Here is a 15,326-nt window from a genome sequence, read left to right as displayed (position 1 = left end):
ACTATTCAGGTTAAGTTGAAAAGTTCAAATTAAAAATTTAGTTTTTTACTTAAAAGGTACCTAAAATGAAGAAATACATTGTATTTAATAATGTAAAAAAATTTTAAAGAAAATGAGAGAAATGGTACCTAAATAAAAAATAGATTAGGTATTTAATATTAAAAGAAAGTAAATGGAGGAATTTAAAATGAAAATGAATAAGATTTTAGTAGGATTAGTAGTAGCAGGTGTATGTGGAGCAGGCTTAACAGCAATGGCTTCAAGTAATGATGGTGGAGTGAACAAAACAGTAGAGGTAAAACCAGTAAATGTAACAACAGAAACTTCAAAATATACTGGAGGAAATGTTAGTACATCAGAAATAGAAAATTATATAGTAAATAAATATGGCTCAAATTGGGAAACAGATTTATCAGCAAAGAATGGTGATAAATGGGATGACATATTAGAAGATGAATTAGAAGTATATTTTGGGGAAAAGTATGATGATCTAATTGATGATCTTATAGAAAGAAAAGAAAATGAATTAGATATAGATGATTTAGACCACGATGATTATTATACAGCAGAAGAAAAAGCTAAAAAAGATGAAATAGTAAAAGCTATAGAAAGTAAATATGGGACAAACTGGGCAAATGATCTATTAGTTAAAAATGGTGCAAATTGGGATGATATCTTAGAAAGTGAATTAGAAAAGCAATATGGACAAAAATATGATGATATAATAGAAGATATAATTGATGCGAAAGAACATGAAGCTGGATTAGATTTAGATCATAATGATGATCACGATGACAATGATCATGATGAATTTAATGATATAGATGATCATAACGACAATGATTAATTGAATTTTACTTCAGTATTATGTTAACAATATCTCTAGGGGGAAATTCCTAGAGATATTGTTGTAATATAAAACAGAGAGGTGGTATATATAGCTAAATGGAATTTGCAGAAGAGAATATTAATGACATTAAAAATAAGAGTATAGACAAATTAATTCAAGATTATATGGCATTTATAGTAAAGACAGTAAGTTCTATTACAGGAAGATATGTGTCTGTAGAAAATGATGATGAATTAAGTATAGCACTTATTGCTTTTAAGGAGGCTATAGACAAATATGAAGAGAGTAGGGGAAGTTTTTCAGCTTTTGCAAAGCTTGTCATAAGTAGTAGGGTGAAAAATTATCTTATAAAAGAAAATAAAAATAATAAGGTTGAATCAATAGAAGCCCTTAAAGAGAAAGGTATTGATATATCGGAAGTAGCAGAGACAGTAGTTGAAGAAAGTGATGAATTATCAAATGAAATAGGTAAATTAAAAGAAGAAATAGAAGCTTTTGGTTTTACTTTTGAAGACTTAGTAGATGAGGCTCCTAAGCATGAGGATACTAGAAGAAATGCTATAGAATTATCTGAAAAGGTCAGCAAGGAAAAGTCACTAACTAGCTTTATGTATGAAAAAAGAAGACTTCCTATAAAACAAATCTCAGTAAAATTTTCAGTAACAGAAAAGGTAATTAAACGAAGTAAGAAATTTATAATATCTGTTGTAATTATTATTGATAAGAATTTTAGAAATTTAAGATTATGGATAAAGAGATAGGAGGTGCAGTATGTTTAAAGGGATAGTTATGGAAGTTAAAAATGACTATGTTATTATTATGAAAGAAGATGGGACATTAGTCAGAATAAAAAATAAAGATGGCCTAAAGGTTGGAAAATCAGTATTCTTTTTTGAAGAAGATATTTATATTAAGAAAGATACGGCTAAGGTAATTCCTTTTAGAAAGTATATAGTACCTCTAGGCGCAATTGCAGCTTTATTTGTAATTTTAATAAATCCAATAATGAATATGTTCTCTAGTAAAATGAATAATGTTTATGCAGTTTTAACCTTTGATATTAATCCTAGTATAGAGTTTGAATTAGACCAAAATGGAATTATAAAGGATGTAAAAGGAATAAATGATGATGCTATTGCATTAGGTTTAGATAAAATTAAAGGAATGACCTTTCAAGAAGGGACAGTGGCATTAAAAGATTTACTAAGCCAAAATAATTACTTAAGTAATAATAATGCTGTTTTAGTAGGATTCTCGTTTATCGGAAATGAGAATATAAATTATGAAAAAGATATTCAAAAAACTATTAAAAATACATTTAAAGGTACTGAGGTAGCATTCTTGAAAGGGCAAAAGTCAGATTTAGAAAAAGCTAAAAGTCAAGGAATTAGCTTAGGTAAGTATGAGGCATTAGTAAAACTTGATGAAGATAATTTTGAAGATGCTATAGAAAACTTAAGTACTCAAGAAATGTTAGAGTTACTAAGGAATGTTGATGGAAGTATATTTTTAGATGAAGAGCAGCTAGATGAACTTCAAGATGAGTTAGAAGATAGATTAGAAGACGAAAATGATAAGGATAATAATGATGATGAAGATGATAATCATGAGGAAAGTGATGACGATGATAATCATGAGGAAAATGACGATTAATAAAATGAAGTCATATATTTAAAATATTATTATTGAATCTTAAAAGGCTAGAGCAACTAGAAAAGTTTGCTTAGCCTTTTTTATTTTTAGGAGATTATATTTATTTAGGTCTTGAGGGAAAATTTATCAATGCTTAAGTAATAATGATATTGAACTTAAGTATTGATAAAATATTTTTAGTAGGTTTAGTAAATAATACTTAAGAGTTTATGATATTATATTAAAAAAGTTAATATTTAAAGAGGAAAACGAGATGAAGAAATACTTAGAAGATTATATTGATAAAATAAAAGAGCTACCTTTGAAAGAAAAATACACAAGAGAAGATTTAATAATAGAAAAGTTTCTAGTAGATAAATTTAATGATATAGAGATATATTATGCTCCTCATAATGAATATCTAAATAAAAAGGCTAAGCTATTTATAGTTGGAATAACTCCAGGATTTCAACAGATGAGCACGGCTATAAAAACAGCGAGAATTTGTATAGAAGAAGGTAAAACTTTAGAAGAAACTAAATATCTATGTAAAGCAGCTGGAAGGTTTAGTGGTAGTTTACGTAAAAACATAATAAGTATGTTAGATAAAATAGAATTAAATAAGATTATTGGAATAAATAGTTGCTCAGAGCTATTCGAAGATAAGGATTATTTATTACATACAATATCATTAATACCTTATCCTGTTTTTGTTAAAGGAAAAAACTACACTGGGCACACACCAAAGCTAATTAAAAGTGATTTCTTAATGAAGTACGTAAATGAGAACTTTATTGAGGAGTTTAATAAACTCGAAGATGTATTTGTTATACCTTTAGGTTCAGCAGTAGAAGAAGTACTAAATACTTTTATAGACAATGGAATTTTAAATGAAAATCAAGTGCTTAAAGGATTTCCGCATCCATCAGGGGCTAATGTAAATAGGTTAGTTCAATTAGAAAAGAATAAAGAAAAATTAAAAGAAAAGATAAAAGAATACTTTATTTAATAAAAAATTCTAGGGCTAGGAAAGAAACTGCTATAGCAGTTTCTCTTTTAAAATTCAGATTAGTGAATTTCTTCCTCTAATTTTTCATTTATAATTAAAAATTTTTACTTAATAGCTGCCTTCCCTGTTAAATGTTCAATTTCAATTTTGATAACTGTAGTTGCAGCTTTTGCTTTTTCAATGTAATCTTTTCCTTTTTCTAGATATTGTGGGGAATATTTTTTTATGAATTCCATAAGGGCAGCATTTTTAACGGTACCAATAACCCAAGATGCAGTACCGAAAGCAATTACACTTTTATATTTTGTACTGAATTTTTCAGGAATAATTTCTGTATCGGTAACAACACAGAATGATACTTTAGAATTATTTGCGATATTATCTAATTTGTGGCCATAGGGAGATGAATGAAAATATATAGCATTATCAAAATATACATAACTCAATGGAGTTGCATAGGGGATGCCATTCTCATCAACAGTAGCTAAAGTTCCATATTCAGCAGTTTTTAAAATATCAGCTATATTATCAGCAAAAATTTCTCTTGATTTTTTACGCATTTCTCGAAACATATTTTAACCTCCAGATAATCATAAGAGATAGTAATAATATTATATTTATTTTTAAATTATTTAATTACTTTAAATAAGAATACAGTAATATTTTACAATGACAAAAAGAAGATAACAATAAAGTTTTTAGAAAATTCAATAAAAGGAAAATTGAATTGCGAAATTAATGTATGGATAATTGATAAAATATTAAAAATATAGGGGTTATATTAAGGAAATATTATAAAAATGCATGTCATCCACAAAATTCTTGTAGACAAATGACGAAAAATGATATATCTTTTAATTAGATATTTTTAAGGAGGAGAGTAAATGGTACTTATAGGAATTCTAATTGTAATAATCGGATTTGCACTAAAATTTGATAGTATTGCAGTAATAATAGTTTCAGCACTTGCTACAGGATTAGCAGCGAATATGGATATAAATGAAATATTAACGGTTTTAGGAAAGACATTCGTTGATCAGAGATTAATGACAATCTTTATTTTAACTTTACCAGTAGTTGGTATTTGTGAAAGATATGGATTAAAACAAAAGGCAATTCAATTAATAAGTAATGTTAAAAATCTTTCAACAGGTAAATTATTAACATTATATTGCTTTATAAGACAACTATGTGGAGCAGCAAGCGTAAGAATAGGTGGGCATCCACAGTTTGTTAGACCGCTAATAAATCCAATGGCTCAAGGAGCAGCTATAGGTAAGCATGGAAAAATTGATAAGAAGACAGAAGATAAGATTAAAGCGGCATCAGCTGCAGCAGAAAACTATGGAAATTTCTTTGGGCAGAATTTATTCTTAGCAAGTTCAGGGGTCTTACTTGTGGCAAACAGTTTAACAGAGTTAGGATATAATGCAACAGGAATAGATGTAGCAAAAGCTTCAATTCCAATAGCAGTATTTGCATTCGTGTTTGTACTTATTCAAAATATGATTCTTGATAAAAAAATGGACAAACTATACGGAACAAAGAATAAATCTAAGAAGTAGGAGGAAATAATACATGGATTTTGCAGCAATTTCAAATATGCTACTAGAGCTATTTTATATATTAATTGGTATTATGATGTTAAGCACTACAGTATTATCTTTAAAAGATAAAAGCAATCCGGCAAGATATGGGACAGCATTATTCTGGGCTTTACTAGGGATAATATTTATATTTGGTCATAAATTACCTTACAACGTTGTTGGAGGAATGCTTGTAGTAATAGGTATTCTTACATTTACTAAGCAAGTTAAGCCTGGTACTATAAAAGATTTAGATTACAAATTTGGTGAAGATCAAGCTAATAAGTTAGGAATAAAAATATTTTTACCACCACTAATGATAGCTATAGCAGCATTAGTAATAGCACAATTTACACCGATATCAGGAACAGCTTCTATAGGTGTTGCAGCAATTTTAGCTATGATAACAACATTTATAGTTACAAAAGCTAATCCAAAGATGTTTGTTGAAGATTCACATAGAATGATCCAATCTGTTGGAACTACAAGTATATTACCACAGTTATTAGCAGCACTAGGAGCTGTATTTACAGCTGCAGGTGTAGGTGACGTGATTTCAACAGCTATATCAAGTGTACTTCCACAAGGGAATATATTAATAGGTGTTGCAGCTTACTGTATAGGCATGGCAGTATTCACTATGATCATGGGAAATGCATTCGGAGCATTCTCAGTTATAACACTTGGAATAGGTATTCCATTTGTTTATGCACAAGGAGCTAATCCGGCTATTGCAGGAGCATTAGCATTAACAGCAGGTTATTGTGGAACATTAATGACTCCAATGGGAGCAAACTTTAATGTAATGCCAGCAGCACTTTTAGAAATAGACGATAAAAATGCTATAATTAAGCAACAAGCACCAGTTGCTTTAGCTTTATTATTTGTACATATTATTTTAATGTATGTATTAGCATTCTAAAATAGTTAAAAAATAAAAGAGTTAAGAATTTATTTATTCTTAACTCTTAAATAGTATCTAGATATTAACATTTGTAAGTTAGTATTTATAGCTTTATAATATTGAGTATACAAAACTAATGATATTAGAAGGAGAGATAATAGATGAAAGTTTTAATAACTGGATTTGATCCATTTGGAGGAGAAAGCATAAACCCAGCTTTAGAAGCTGTTAAATTATTACCTGAGACAATTTCAGGAGCAGAAGTAATTAAGTTAGAAATACCAACAGTATTCAGAAAATCTTTAGCTAAAATTGAAGAAGCTATGGAAATTCATAATCCTGACATAGTAATTTCTGTAGGACAAGCAGGAGGAAGATTCCAAGTTACGCCTGAAAGAGTTGCAATAAACATGGATGATGCAAGAATCAAGGATAATGAAGGAAATCAACCAATAGATATAACTATATATGAAGATGGAGAAGCAGCATATTTCTCAAACCTACCAATAAAGGCTATGGTTCAAGAAATGAAGGAAAACGGAATTCCAGCAGCTGTTTCAAATACAGCAGGAACATTTGTATGTAATCACGTAATGTATGGGGTATTATACATGATAGATAAGAAGTATCCAAATGCTAAAGGTGGATTTATACATGTACCATATATACCAGCACAAACTATAGATAAAGCAGATAAGCCAGCCATGAACATAAATGATATTGCAAAAGGTCTAGAATTATGTATAAAAGCAGCAGTAGAAAATTCAGAAGATATCAAAGCTGTTGGTGGAGCTGTTTGCTAAAATGTTAGAACCTAGAGAACAAAAGAAGATATTTGTTTATGGTAGCTTAAGAACTGGTTTCTATAATTACGATAAATATTTAAAGGGAAAAGTCAATGATGCTAAGTTAGGAAAAGTAAAAGGAAAGCTTTATCATATGCCTCATAAAGGATATCCAGCTCTTTTAGAAGGAGAGGATATAGTTATTGGGGAAGTTATGACTATTAAAAACTTTGAAGAAGTAATGATTCCAATGGACGAAATGGAAAACTATTATGGAGTTAACGATAGCAGAAATGAATATAATAGAATAGTTATGGATGTTGAATTAGAAGATGGTAAGACAGAGAGTTGTTATGTTTACTATTATGCTATGAATGATGAGGAAGTTTTCAATAATAATAGCATATATATTAACAATGGTGACTGGGCAAGCTATATGCTGAAGAAAACATCATAGTATTAATGAGGTTGTAAAATGCAACCTCATTATTTTTTAAAAAAGGATTTTTGAATAATATAAAGAATATTATTTATGTAAAGTTATTTTTTTATGAGAGGTATAAGTATGAAAAAGTTAGTTATAACATTATTAATTATGGGAATTGCAATTTCTATGGTGAGTTGTGGAGAAAAGGAAGTAGGAAAAGAAACAAATGATAATAATATTGTTGTAGATATAGAAAAAGATAAAGAAAATTCAAATGATGAGAAATCTCCAATTACAATTCAAGATGCAAATGAGAGTAAAGAAGAGAATAAGCAAGAAGAAAAAAATGAAGTGTTAAATGAGCAAGCAAGTGAAGAGCCAAATAATGTTAATGATGAATCGGTAAAAGAAGAACAAGAAAGTAATCAAAGTATAGGGGAGAATCAAAGCGAATCCGAGGAAGTTACAAGAAGCTGTAGATTGTTTTTCTATAATGGTGTTGAAGATGTTATATATTATAAAGACACAGTAGTTGAAGTAATAGATCAAGCTTTAACTAAGGCTTTAACTAATGGATTAAAAGATTCAGCAGGAGCAAATTTTTTGGCGTTACCATCAAATGTTGAAGTTTTATCTGCAAAATTAGATGGAGATTCTATAACGGTTAATTTATCAAGTAGTTATTATGATTTCTCATCAAGCTTAGGATCTGCAGCAGAAATTGGGATGTTAAATTCTTTAGCTCTTACTTATTCTTATAATTATAATGTGAATAATATAAGAATTTTAGTTAATGGGGAAAATTATGAAAGTGGACATCTTTTTTATGGAGACAATGAACATATAAATATAGAGAATATTGAAACAAAAGCGTTATAATAAGATAAATGGCTGTCACAATTGAAGATGAACAGCTATTTTTTTATATAAATAATTAATAGTATTATAAAAAATAAAACTTAAATAAATATGAGTAAAAGAAAGTGTAAAGGAATTTATGAGAAGATAGAATGGTTATATATATATATATATTTATATATTATACAGAGAAAAGCCTATGTTAGCATATAACTTAACATAGGCTTTTGGGAATTTATATAATATCATAGTAAAAGTGTTAATAAAAGTTAAACTAGACGGAGTCTAATTATTATGCTTTTGTATAGAAGCAACGTTTTGGTGAAGTTATACTTCCTTCTTCTTTTAAAGCTTTTATTGCTTTATCAACTTCTTTTTTATCTATTGATAATGCAGTTGCAATTTCACCAGCTTTCATTGCTTCTGAATTTTCTTTTAATAAATTTAAAACTTGTTCTTTAGCGCTCATTGTATATCTCCTTTAAATAAAATTTGAATTCATCATTAAAAATATAGAAAATTATCTATATGTATATTTTATCCATAATATAACATAATATACTGCAAAAATCAATAATTGTTTTTAATTAATAATAAATATTGATAACGAGTTAATGTTTTCGTAATTTAAGAAAACTACTATTTATAAAAAATAAAAAAATACAATAAATTATTGACACATTATCAAAAAAGGAATAATATAGTATATAAATTAGATAATGAAATGCAGTGATAAGAAGAGTAGCTATTGAATAAGTTTATAAGCGAGTGGGTGGTGGTGAAAGTCCCATAATGGAAGCAGTAGTGAAAAACATCTTTGAGCACCTAACCGAACAAGTGAGAGTAAGCTACTAGATAGTAAAGGCCACTTAAGTAGACTTAGGCGGAATAATACCGTTAAAAATTCAGCAGTATAATTATGTACTGTTAATGAGTGAGCTTATTATTAGCTAATTTGGGTGGTAACGCGGAAGATACCTTTCGTCCCTTTTATAGGGATGAGAGGTTTTTTTATATTTAAAATTAATTAATAAATTTTTTAGGAGGTCATTTATATGAAAAAATCGACAATTGTACCAAAAGGATATAAACCTACACTGAATTTAATAGAAACAGAAGTTGCTATAAAAAAGATAAAGGATTTTTTTGAAGCTAATTTAGCTGAAAGCCTAAACCTAACGAGAGTATCTGCACCAATTTTCGTAAAAGGAGGCCAAGGAATAAATGACAACCTTAATGGTGTAGAAAGAGTGGTGAGCTTCGATGCAATGGAAATAAAAGATTCACAAATGGAAATTGTACAATCCTTAGCTAAATGGAAGAGAATGGCTTTGAAGAGATACAAATTTGAAGTTGGACAAGGATTATATACAGATATGAATGCTATAAGAAGAGATGAAGAATTAGATAATTTACATTCTCTTTATGTAGATCAGTGGGATTGGGAAAAAATAATTAGAAAAGAAGATAGAACAGAAGAAACTTTAAAAGAGGTTGTAAAGAAAATATATGAAGTTTTTAAAGTTACAGAAAGTTATATGCATCTAACTTATAATGAATTAACTCCAGTATTACCTAATGAAATTAAGGTTATAACTTCACAAGAATTAGAAGATATGTATCCAGCTTTAAGTTCTAAGCAAAGAGAAGATGCAATTACTAAAGAGTATGGTGCTGTTTTTATAATGAAGATAGGTGGAAAGTTGAAGTCAGGTGAAAAACATGATGGACGTTCTCCGGACTATGATGATTGGGAATTAAATGGAGACATATTATTCTGGTCACATGTATTAGATAGAGCTATTGAAGTATCATCAATGGGAATAAGAGTAGATGAAGGAGCATTATCAAAGCAATTGGATTTAGCAGGTTGCAATGAAAGAAGGGAGCTAGAATTTCATAAAGCTTTATTAAATGGAGAATTACCATATACTATGGGTGGAGGAATTGGACAATCAAGAATATGTATGTTCTTCTTAAAGAAAGCTCATGTTGGTGAAGTACAATCTGCAGTTTGGACAGATGATATTTTAAGGGAATGTGAAGATGGTGGAATAGTACTATTATAGATCGAATAGATAACTTCGATGATGGTAAAACCCTATGGTATAATGAGGAATATAATTTATAAGAAATGAGGCAATATTAGATGAAAAGTATAATTATATCTTCTAACTGTAGTGGTGGTGGTAAGACTACTTTTACTTTAGGATTAATGAAATTGTTAAAAAATAAAGGTTATGACGTACAGGGATATAAAGTAGGTCCAGATTATATAGATAGTGGCTTTCACAGTGAGATAACAGGAAAACAATCTAGAAATTTAGATTTACATCTTATGGGTGAAGAAGGTGTTAAGGCTAGTTTTTTAAGAGGTAGTGGTGACTTTGGAGTAATTGAAGGAGTAATGGGGTTATATGATGGAGTTAGTATAACTGAAAAAGGCTCTACTTATAGCATTTCAAAGTTACTAAGTGATACACCGATAGTATTAGTCTTAACCCCCAAAGCCCAATGTACAACTTTAGCGGCAGAGATTAATGGAATTAAAAACTTTAAAAATGCTAATATAATAGGTGTAGTATTCAACGCGGTTAATCAGAAATATTATGAGCTTTTAAAAGCAGTTGTAGAGGAAAATTGTGATGTGAAGGTTTTAGGATATATTCCGAAAGATGATAGCATAAAACTTGAAAGTAGGCATTTAGGATTAGTTCAAAGTGTTGAAGTTAATAATATGGTAGATAAGATAGAAAGATGTGCTAAGTTAATTGAGAAAAATATTGATATAACATATTTACTTCAAAATTCAAAAGAAGTGAAATTAGAAGTAAAGGATAGATTTCATTTAGATGATAGAAAAATAAATATAGCAATTGCTTATGATGAAGCATTTAGATTTTACTATAAGGAAAACCTAGAGCTTTTAGAGGAGATAGGTAATGTTAGTTATTTTAGTCCAATAAAAGATGAGAAGTTGCCAGAAAATATTGATTTTTTATATCTAGGTGGAGGATATCCGGAGGTCTTTAAAGAAAAATTAGCCCAAAATAGATCTATGAGGAATAGTATTAAAGAAGCTTTAGAAAAAGGTTTAAAGTGCTATGCTGAGTGTGGTGGGTTAATGTACTTAACGGAAAGAATAGAAGATTGTGAGATGGTAGGTTTTTTTAGGGGATATACTTATATGACTAAGTCTTTGCAACGATTTGGATATTCAAACGTAGAAATTCAAGGGGAAAAGATAAATATAAATATAAATATAAATTGCCATGAATTCCACAAGTCAGATGTAGATATAAAAGAAGAGCGTATATATAACGTTACAAAAGAAAGTTGGAATGGGAATACTTTAAAATGGAATTGTGGATATAAAAAGGAAAATACTATAGCGGGTTATCCTCATATTCATTTCTTTGGCAATATGGAATTTTTAAAGTGGTTAATTGAATAAGAAATATCAAGGAGATAAAATTTATGAGAGTAGGAGTTATTGGTCCTTCAGAGGATGAAATTCATTCATTTATTGATGAATGTGATACTATGAAAAAAGAGACAATAGCTATGCTAACCTTTTATACTTTAAGGTATAGTGATATAGAAGTAGTAGCTTTATACAGTGGTGTATGTAAAGTTAATGCTGCAATTGCAGCCCAAATACTAATAGATAAGTTTGATGTAACTCATATTATTGTAACTGGTGTTGCAGGAGCAATTAATAATGATTTATCTATTGGGGATACTGTTATATCAACTAAAGTAGCATATCATGATGTAGCAGAGGAGATATTAACAGAGTATCATCCATGGATGGAAAATATATTTTTTGAAGCAGATAATAACCTAATTGGATTATGTAAAAAGGTTATTGATACAGAGGAATTTAGTCAAAAAATACTTTTTGGAAAGATTGTAACTGGAGAGGCTTTTATAACGGATAATGGACGAAAAGAGATAATAGATAGGTTTAATCCTCTTTGTGTAGATATGGAAACAGCAAGTATTGCTCATGTATGTTATGTAAATGGAATTCCTTTTATAGCAATTAGATCAATAACCGATACAGGAGAAGAAAGTGGAGTGGAAACTTTTGAGCGCAATTGTGTATTTGCATCAAAAAATTCCATAGAGATTCTTAAGAGATTATTAGAAACAATATAAAAATAAAGGTTGTCTTATGATGACCTTTATTTTTTATTAATTCTATAGAAGATGAGCTGAGGGATAAATCAACAAGATAAACACTAAATAAGAAATTGAAATTAAAAGAAAGAAATGGATGGAAATAATTTATTTAGTGTTGACAACGATTTCTTCAGGTGGTATTATCTAAATACGGATTGTTACTGAGTAAGCAGGCATTACCAAAAATAAGACTTGTGTTTTATTTTTGGTATTTTTTTACGTTTATTTTTAGCTAAAGGGGGGATTATAATTGAAAATTATTAAAAAAATCAATAATAATATTGCATTAGCTATAAATGCAAAAGATGAAGAGGTTATAGTAATAGGTAAAGGAATAGGCTTTCCTAAGACGCCATATGAGTTAAGAGATGAAAGTATAATAGAGAAAATTTTTGTAACACAAAGTAATAATGACTACCTAGAAATGTTTAAAGACATACCTTTAGAAGATATATATTTGACTCAAGAAATTATAAAATATGGGGAAGAATATTTAGGTAAGAAGTTAAATACAAACATATTATTAACTTTATCTGATCATATTTCTTATGCTATTCAAAGATTTAATCAGGGAGTAGAAGTAAAAAGTCCTTTAGAGTGGGAGATAAAACATCTATATCCTGATGAATTTAAAATAGGGGTAAAAGCAATAGAGATTATAAGAAATGAGAGAGGAATTAGATTAACTGAACCAGAAAGTGTTTTTATAGCATTACATTTTATAAATGCACAAATAGGTGATAATAAAATAGATCAGACAGCAAAGATAACTGAAATTATAGGAGATATTCTTGGGATAGTAAAGTATCATTTTAGAATAGAACTTGATGAATCTTCCATTAATTTCACACGGTTTGTTAAGCATTTACAATATTTTATATATAGACAGTTAAATAAATCTTCATTAGAGGGCGAAAATGAAAACTTATATAAAATAGTAGAAAAGCAGTATACTAATGAAAATGAATGCGTACATAAAATAGAAGAATTTTTAAAATCTAATTATGGATGGAATTGTTCTATTGATGAAAAATTATATTTAGTTTTACATATACAAAGAGTTACTTCAAGAGTAACTAAATAAGGATTGTTACTGATTCGATCAGGCATGACCAAAATAACCTTGTTTTTGGAGGTTGTTTTGGTCATTTTTTTATAAACTATATTTCTAAATTGTAATTGGAAGGAGAATATCAAATGACAAACAAAGAATTGGCTTCACAAATATTGGAGCATATAGGCGGAGAGGAAAACATAACGTTTTTAACTCATTGTGCCACTAGAATAAGGTTAAACTTAAAGGATGATAATAAGGCCGATGTGAAGGTTCTATCTAGATTAGAGGGGATAATTACAGCTCAGAATAAGAGTGGGCAATTGCAGGTTGTAATAGGAGCAAAAGTAAATGCCGTTTATGAAGAGTTAGAGAAGATGGTTAAAATAACAGATCTAGATGTTGAAGTAGATAAGAAAAAAACAAAAAGGAATCCTATAAATGCAGTAATAGAAACAGTTGCAGGGATATTTACACCAGTATTACCAGCACTTATTGGATGCGGTATGCTGAAAAGTATACATGTAATACTTACTCAATATGGATTACTTGACCCAGCTTCAGGCGCTGCACAAGTTATTGCTATGGGTGGAGATTTAATTTTCTACTTTATGCCATTTTTCCTAGCTATAAGTGCTGCTAAGAAGTTTAGAACAAGTGAAATGTTATCTGTTTGCTTAGCAGCAGCGTATATGTATCCAACTATTCTAGACGCAGCAAAAGCAGTACCAGCAGGACAAATGGGAAGTATTGATTTCTTTGGGTTACCAATATTACTTGTAAAATATAGTAATACAGTTTTCCCAATAATAATGTCTGTATATGTATTAAGCCTTATTTACAAAAAGATAGACAAATTAATACCAGAAATGGTTAGGGTTATATTTACTCCAATGATTATATTACTTATAATGTTACCCCTTCAATTAATAGTTTTAGGACCTATAGGTTCATATATAGGTGTTGGAATAGCAGAAGGTATAGAATTGTTATTTGCTAAAGGTGGAATTTTCGCAGCATTTTTATTAGGTGCATTAAGACCAGTCTTAGTTATGTTTGGTTTGCATTATTCAATTGTACCGATTCAAGTACAGCAATTAGCGGAACTTGGTAATTCTGTAGTGTATCCAAGTGCTATCTTTTCAAACTTAGCTCAAGGTGGAGCAGCTATTGGAGTATTTTTAATATCTAAGAATAAGAAGATGAAATCAATAGCAGGTACAAGTGGATTTTCAGGATTATTAGGTATTACTGAACCAGCAATGTATGGTATTAACTTAAAGTATAAAAAGCCATTTTATGCGGCAATGATTTCAGCAGGTATAGCATCAGCAATATTCTTTATGTTTGGGGGAACTTCAATAGCAATGGGGATGCCTGGAGTATTTGCATTAGGAAATATTAAGGCGAATAGTTTTTTAGTTTTAGTAGCAGCAGTATTAATATCAGTAGGTCTTTCGATTGTGTTAACAATGATTATGGGGATAGATGAAGAGATTGAAGAAACTACAAATGTAGAAGGAAATTCAAAAGTGGAAGAAAAAATAGCATTAATAGGTAATGATAAAATATTAAGTCCATTAAAAGGCCAAGTAAATCCATTATCTGAAGTAAGTGATAAAGTTTTTGCACAGGAAGTAATGGGCAAGGGAGTTGCAATTGAACCATTAGAAGGTAAGGTATATGCTCCATTTGAAGGAACTGTAGATGCAATATTTAACACTAAACATGCTATAGGATTAAGATCAAATTCTGGAGTAGAAGTTTTAATTCATGTTGGAATAGATACAGTTAATTTAGAAGGTAAGCATTTTATATCACATGTTAAGCAAGGAGATAAAATAAAACCTAATGATTTATTAGTAGAGTTTGATATTGATGCAATAAAAAATGAAGGTTATGAAGTTATTACTCCAGTAATAGTAACCAATCATACAATTTATAATGACTTTATAGTAACAGGCAATAAAACAGTAGATAAGAACGACTTATTATTAGAAGTAAAATAATAAATAGTTAGATTTAGGAGGAAAAGA

General features: G+C 29.1%; 16 protein-coding genes and 1 other annotated feature. Of the genes, 14 read left to right on the top strand and 2 right to left on the bottom strand.

All coding sequences use genetic code 11. The features are described from left to right. Positions 1-187: 187 nt before the first annotated feature. The 4 genes from H8S20_RS11115 to H8S20_RS11100 all read left to right on the top strand — a co-directional run bounded on the left by H8S20_RS11115 (position 188) and on the right by H8S20_RS11100 (position 3,491). Positions 188-847, top strand: coding sequence for a hypothetical protein (locus H8S20_RS11115; protein ID WP_032117885.1), 660 nt, complete (start codon positions 188-190; stop codon positions 845-847). A gap of 98 nt (positions 848-945) precedes the next feature. Further along, the gene (locus H8S20_RS11110; RefSeq protein WP_032117886.1) at positions 946-1,611 is read left to right on the top strand and encodes a sigma-70 family RNA polymerase sigma factor; all 666 of its coding nucleotides are present in this window, start codon (positions 946-948) and stop codon (positions 1,609-1,611) included. Between the two features lie 10 nt (positions 1,612-1,621). Then, positions 1,622-2,503, top strand: coding sequence for an anti-sigma factor domain-containing protein (locus tag H8S20_RS11105; protein WP_186860147.1), 882 nt, complete (start codon positions 1,622-1,624; stop codon positions 2,501-2,503). A 253-nt stretch (positions 2,504-2,756) separates the two neighbouring features. Further along, positions 2,757-3,491 carry a hypothetical protein gene (locus H8S20_RS11100; protein WP_186860146.1) on the top strand — a complete coding sequence of 245 codons (735 nt, stop codon included), beginning with the start codon at positions 2,757-2,759 and terminating at the stop codon, positions 3,489-3,491. Positions 3,492-3,595: 104 nt separating this feature from the next. Here H8S20_RS11100 and H8S20_RS11095 read toward each other — a convergent pair whose 3' ends face one another. After that, positions 3,596-4,063: a pyridoxamine 5'-phosphate oxidase family protein gene (locus H8S20_RS11095; RefSeq protein ID WP_032117889.1), complete on the bottom strand. Its 468-nt coding sequence runs from the start codon at positions 4,061-4,063 to the stop codon at positions 3,596-3,598. Positions 4,064-4,375: 312 nt separating this feature from the next. On the opposite strand from H8S20_RS11095, the gene H8S20_RS11090 reads away from it, so the two are divergent. The 5 genes from H8S20_RS11090 to H8S20_RS11070 all read left to right on the top strand — a co-directional run bounded on the left by H8S20_RS11090 (position 4,376) and on the right by H8S20_RS11070 (position 8,072). Continuing rightward, positions 4,376-5,056, top strand: coding sequence for a DUF969 domain-containing protein (locus H8S20_RS11090; RefSeq protein ID WP_032117890.1), 681 nt, complete (start codon positions 4,376-4,378; stop codon positions 5,054-5,056). A 13-nt stretch (positions 5,057-5,069) separates the two neighbouring features. After that, positions 5,070-5,999 (top strand): DUF979 domain-containing protein, encoded by a 930-nt coding sequence (locus H8S20_RS11085; protein WP_186860145.1) that lies wholly within the window; start codon positions 5,070-5,072, stop codon positions 5,997-5,999. Between the two features lie 143 nt (positions 6,000-6,142). Next, positions 6,143-6,784 (top strand): pyroglutamyl-peptidase I, encoded by a 642-nt coding sequence (gene pcp, locus H8S20_RS11080; protein WP_032117892.1) that lies wholly within the window; start codon positions 6,143-6,145, stop codon positions 6,782-6,784. Between the two features lies 1 nt (position 6,785). Further along, positions 6,786-7,223, top strand: a complete 438-nt coding sequence (locus H8S20_RS11075) for a gamma-glutamylcyclotransferase family protein (protein WP_032117893.1) — start codon at positions 6,786-6,788, stop codon at positions 7,221-7,223. A gap of 108 nt (positions 7,224-7,331) precedes the next feature. Next, complete coding sequence (locus H8S20_RS11070; RefSeq protein ID WP_186860144.1) at positions 7,332-8,072, top strand: GerMN domain-containing protein; 741 nt, start codon at positions 7,332-7,334, stop codon at positions 8,070-8,072. Positions 8,073-8,343: 271 nt separating this feature from the next. Here H8S20_RS11070 and H8S20_RS11065 read toward each other — a convergent pair whose 3' ends face one another. Next, complete coding sequence (locus tag H8S20_RS11065) at positions 8,344-8,520, bottom strand: HTH domain-containing protein (RefSeq protein WP_032117894.1); 177 nt, start codon at positions 8,518-8,520, stop codon at positions 8,344-8,346. Positions 8,521-8,771: 251 nt separating this feature from the next. Further along, positions 8,772-9,043: a binding site (T-box leader), on the top strand. A gap of 63 nt (positions 9,044-9,106) precedes the next feature. On the opposite strand from H8S20_RS11065, the gene asnA reads away from it, so the two are divergent. The 5 genes from asnA to H8S20_RS11040 all read left to right on the top strand — a co-directional run bounded on the left by asnA (position 9,107) and on the right by H8S20_RS11040 (position 15,299). Further along, positions 9,107-10,120 carry an aspartate--ammonia ligase gene (gene asnA / locus H8S20_RS11060; RefSeq protein ID WP_186860143.1) on the top strand — a complete coding sequence of 338 codons (1,014 nt, stop codon included), beginning with the start codon at positions 9,107-9,109 and terminating at the stop codon, positions 10,118-10,120. An 80-nt stretch (positions 10,121-10,200) separates the two neighbouring features. Next, positions 10,201-11,505 carry a cobyrinic acid a,c-diamide synthase CobB gene (locus tag H8S20_RS11055; RefSeq protein ID WP_186860142.1) on the top strand — a complete coding sequence of 435 codons (1,305 nt, stop codon included), beginning with the start codon at positions 10,201-10,203 and terminating at the stop codon, positions 11,503-11,505. A 23-nt stretch (positions 11,506-11,528) separates the two neighbouring features. Next, on the top strand, positions 11,529-12,212 hold the full coding sequence (locus H8S20_RS11050; RefSeq protein ID WP_032117897.1) for a 5'-methylthioadenosine/adenosylhomocysteine nucleosidase: 684 nt from the start codon (positions 11,529-11,531) through the stop codon (positions 12,210-12,212). 274 nt (positions 12,213-12,486) lie between these two features. Continuing rightward, the gene (gene licT / locus H8S20_RS11045; RefSeq protein WP_032117898.1) at positions 12,487-13,320 is read left to right on the top strand and encodes a BglG family transcription antiterminator LicT; all 834 of its coding nucleotides are present in this window, start codon (positions 12,487-12,489) and stop codon (positions 13,318-13,320) included. Positions 13,321-13,433: 113 nt separating this feature from the next. After that, the gene (locus H8S20_RS11040; protein WP_186860141.1) at positions 13,434-15,299 is read left to right on the top strand and encodes a beta-glucoside-specific PTS transporter subunit IIABC; all 1,866 of its coding nucleotides are present in this window, start codon (positions 13,434-13,436) and stop codon (positions 15,297-15,299) included. Positions 15,300-15,326 lie beyond the last annotated feature (27 nt).

Source organism: Clostridium hominis (genome assembly GCF_014287825.1).
In the GTDB taxonomy this organism is placed as follows: Bacteria; Bacillota; Clostridia; order Clostridiales; family Clostridiaceae; genus Clostridium; species Clostridium hominis.
The sequence above is the reverse complement of the archived record's forward strand: the minus strand, read 5'-3'. Positions and strand labels throughout refer to the sequence as shown.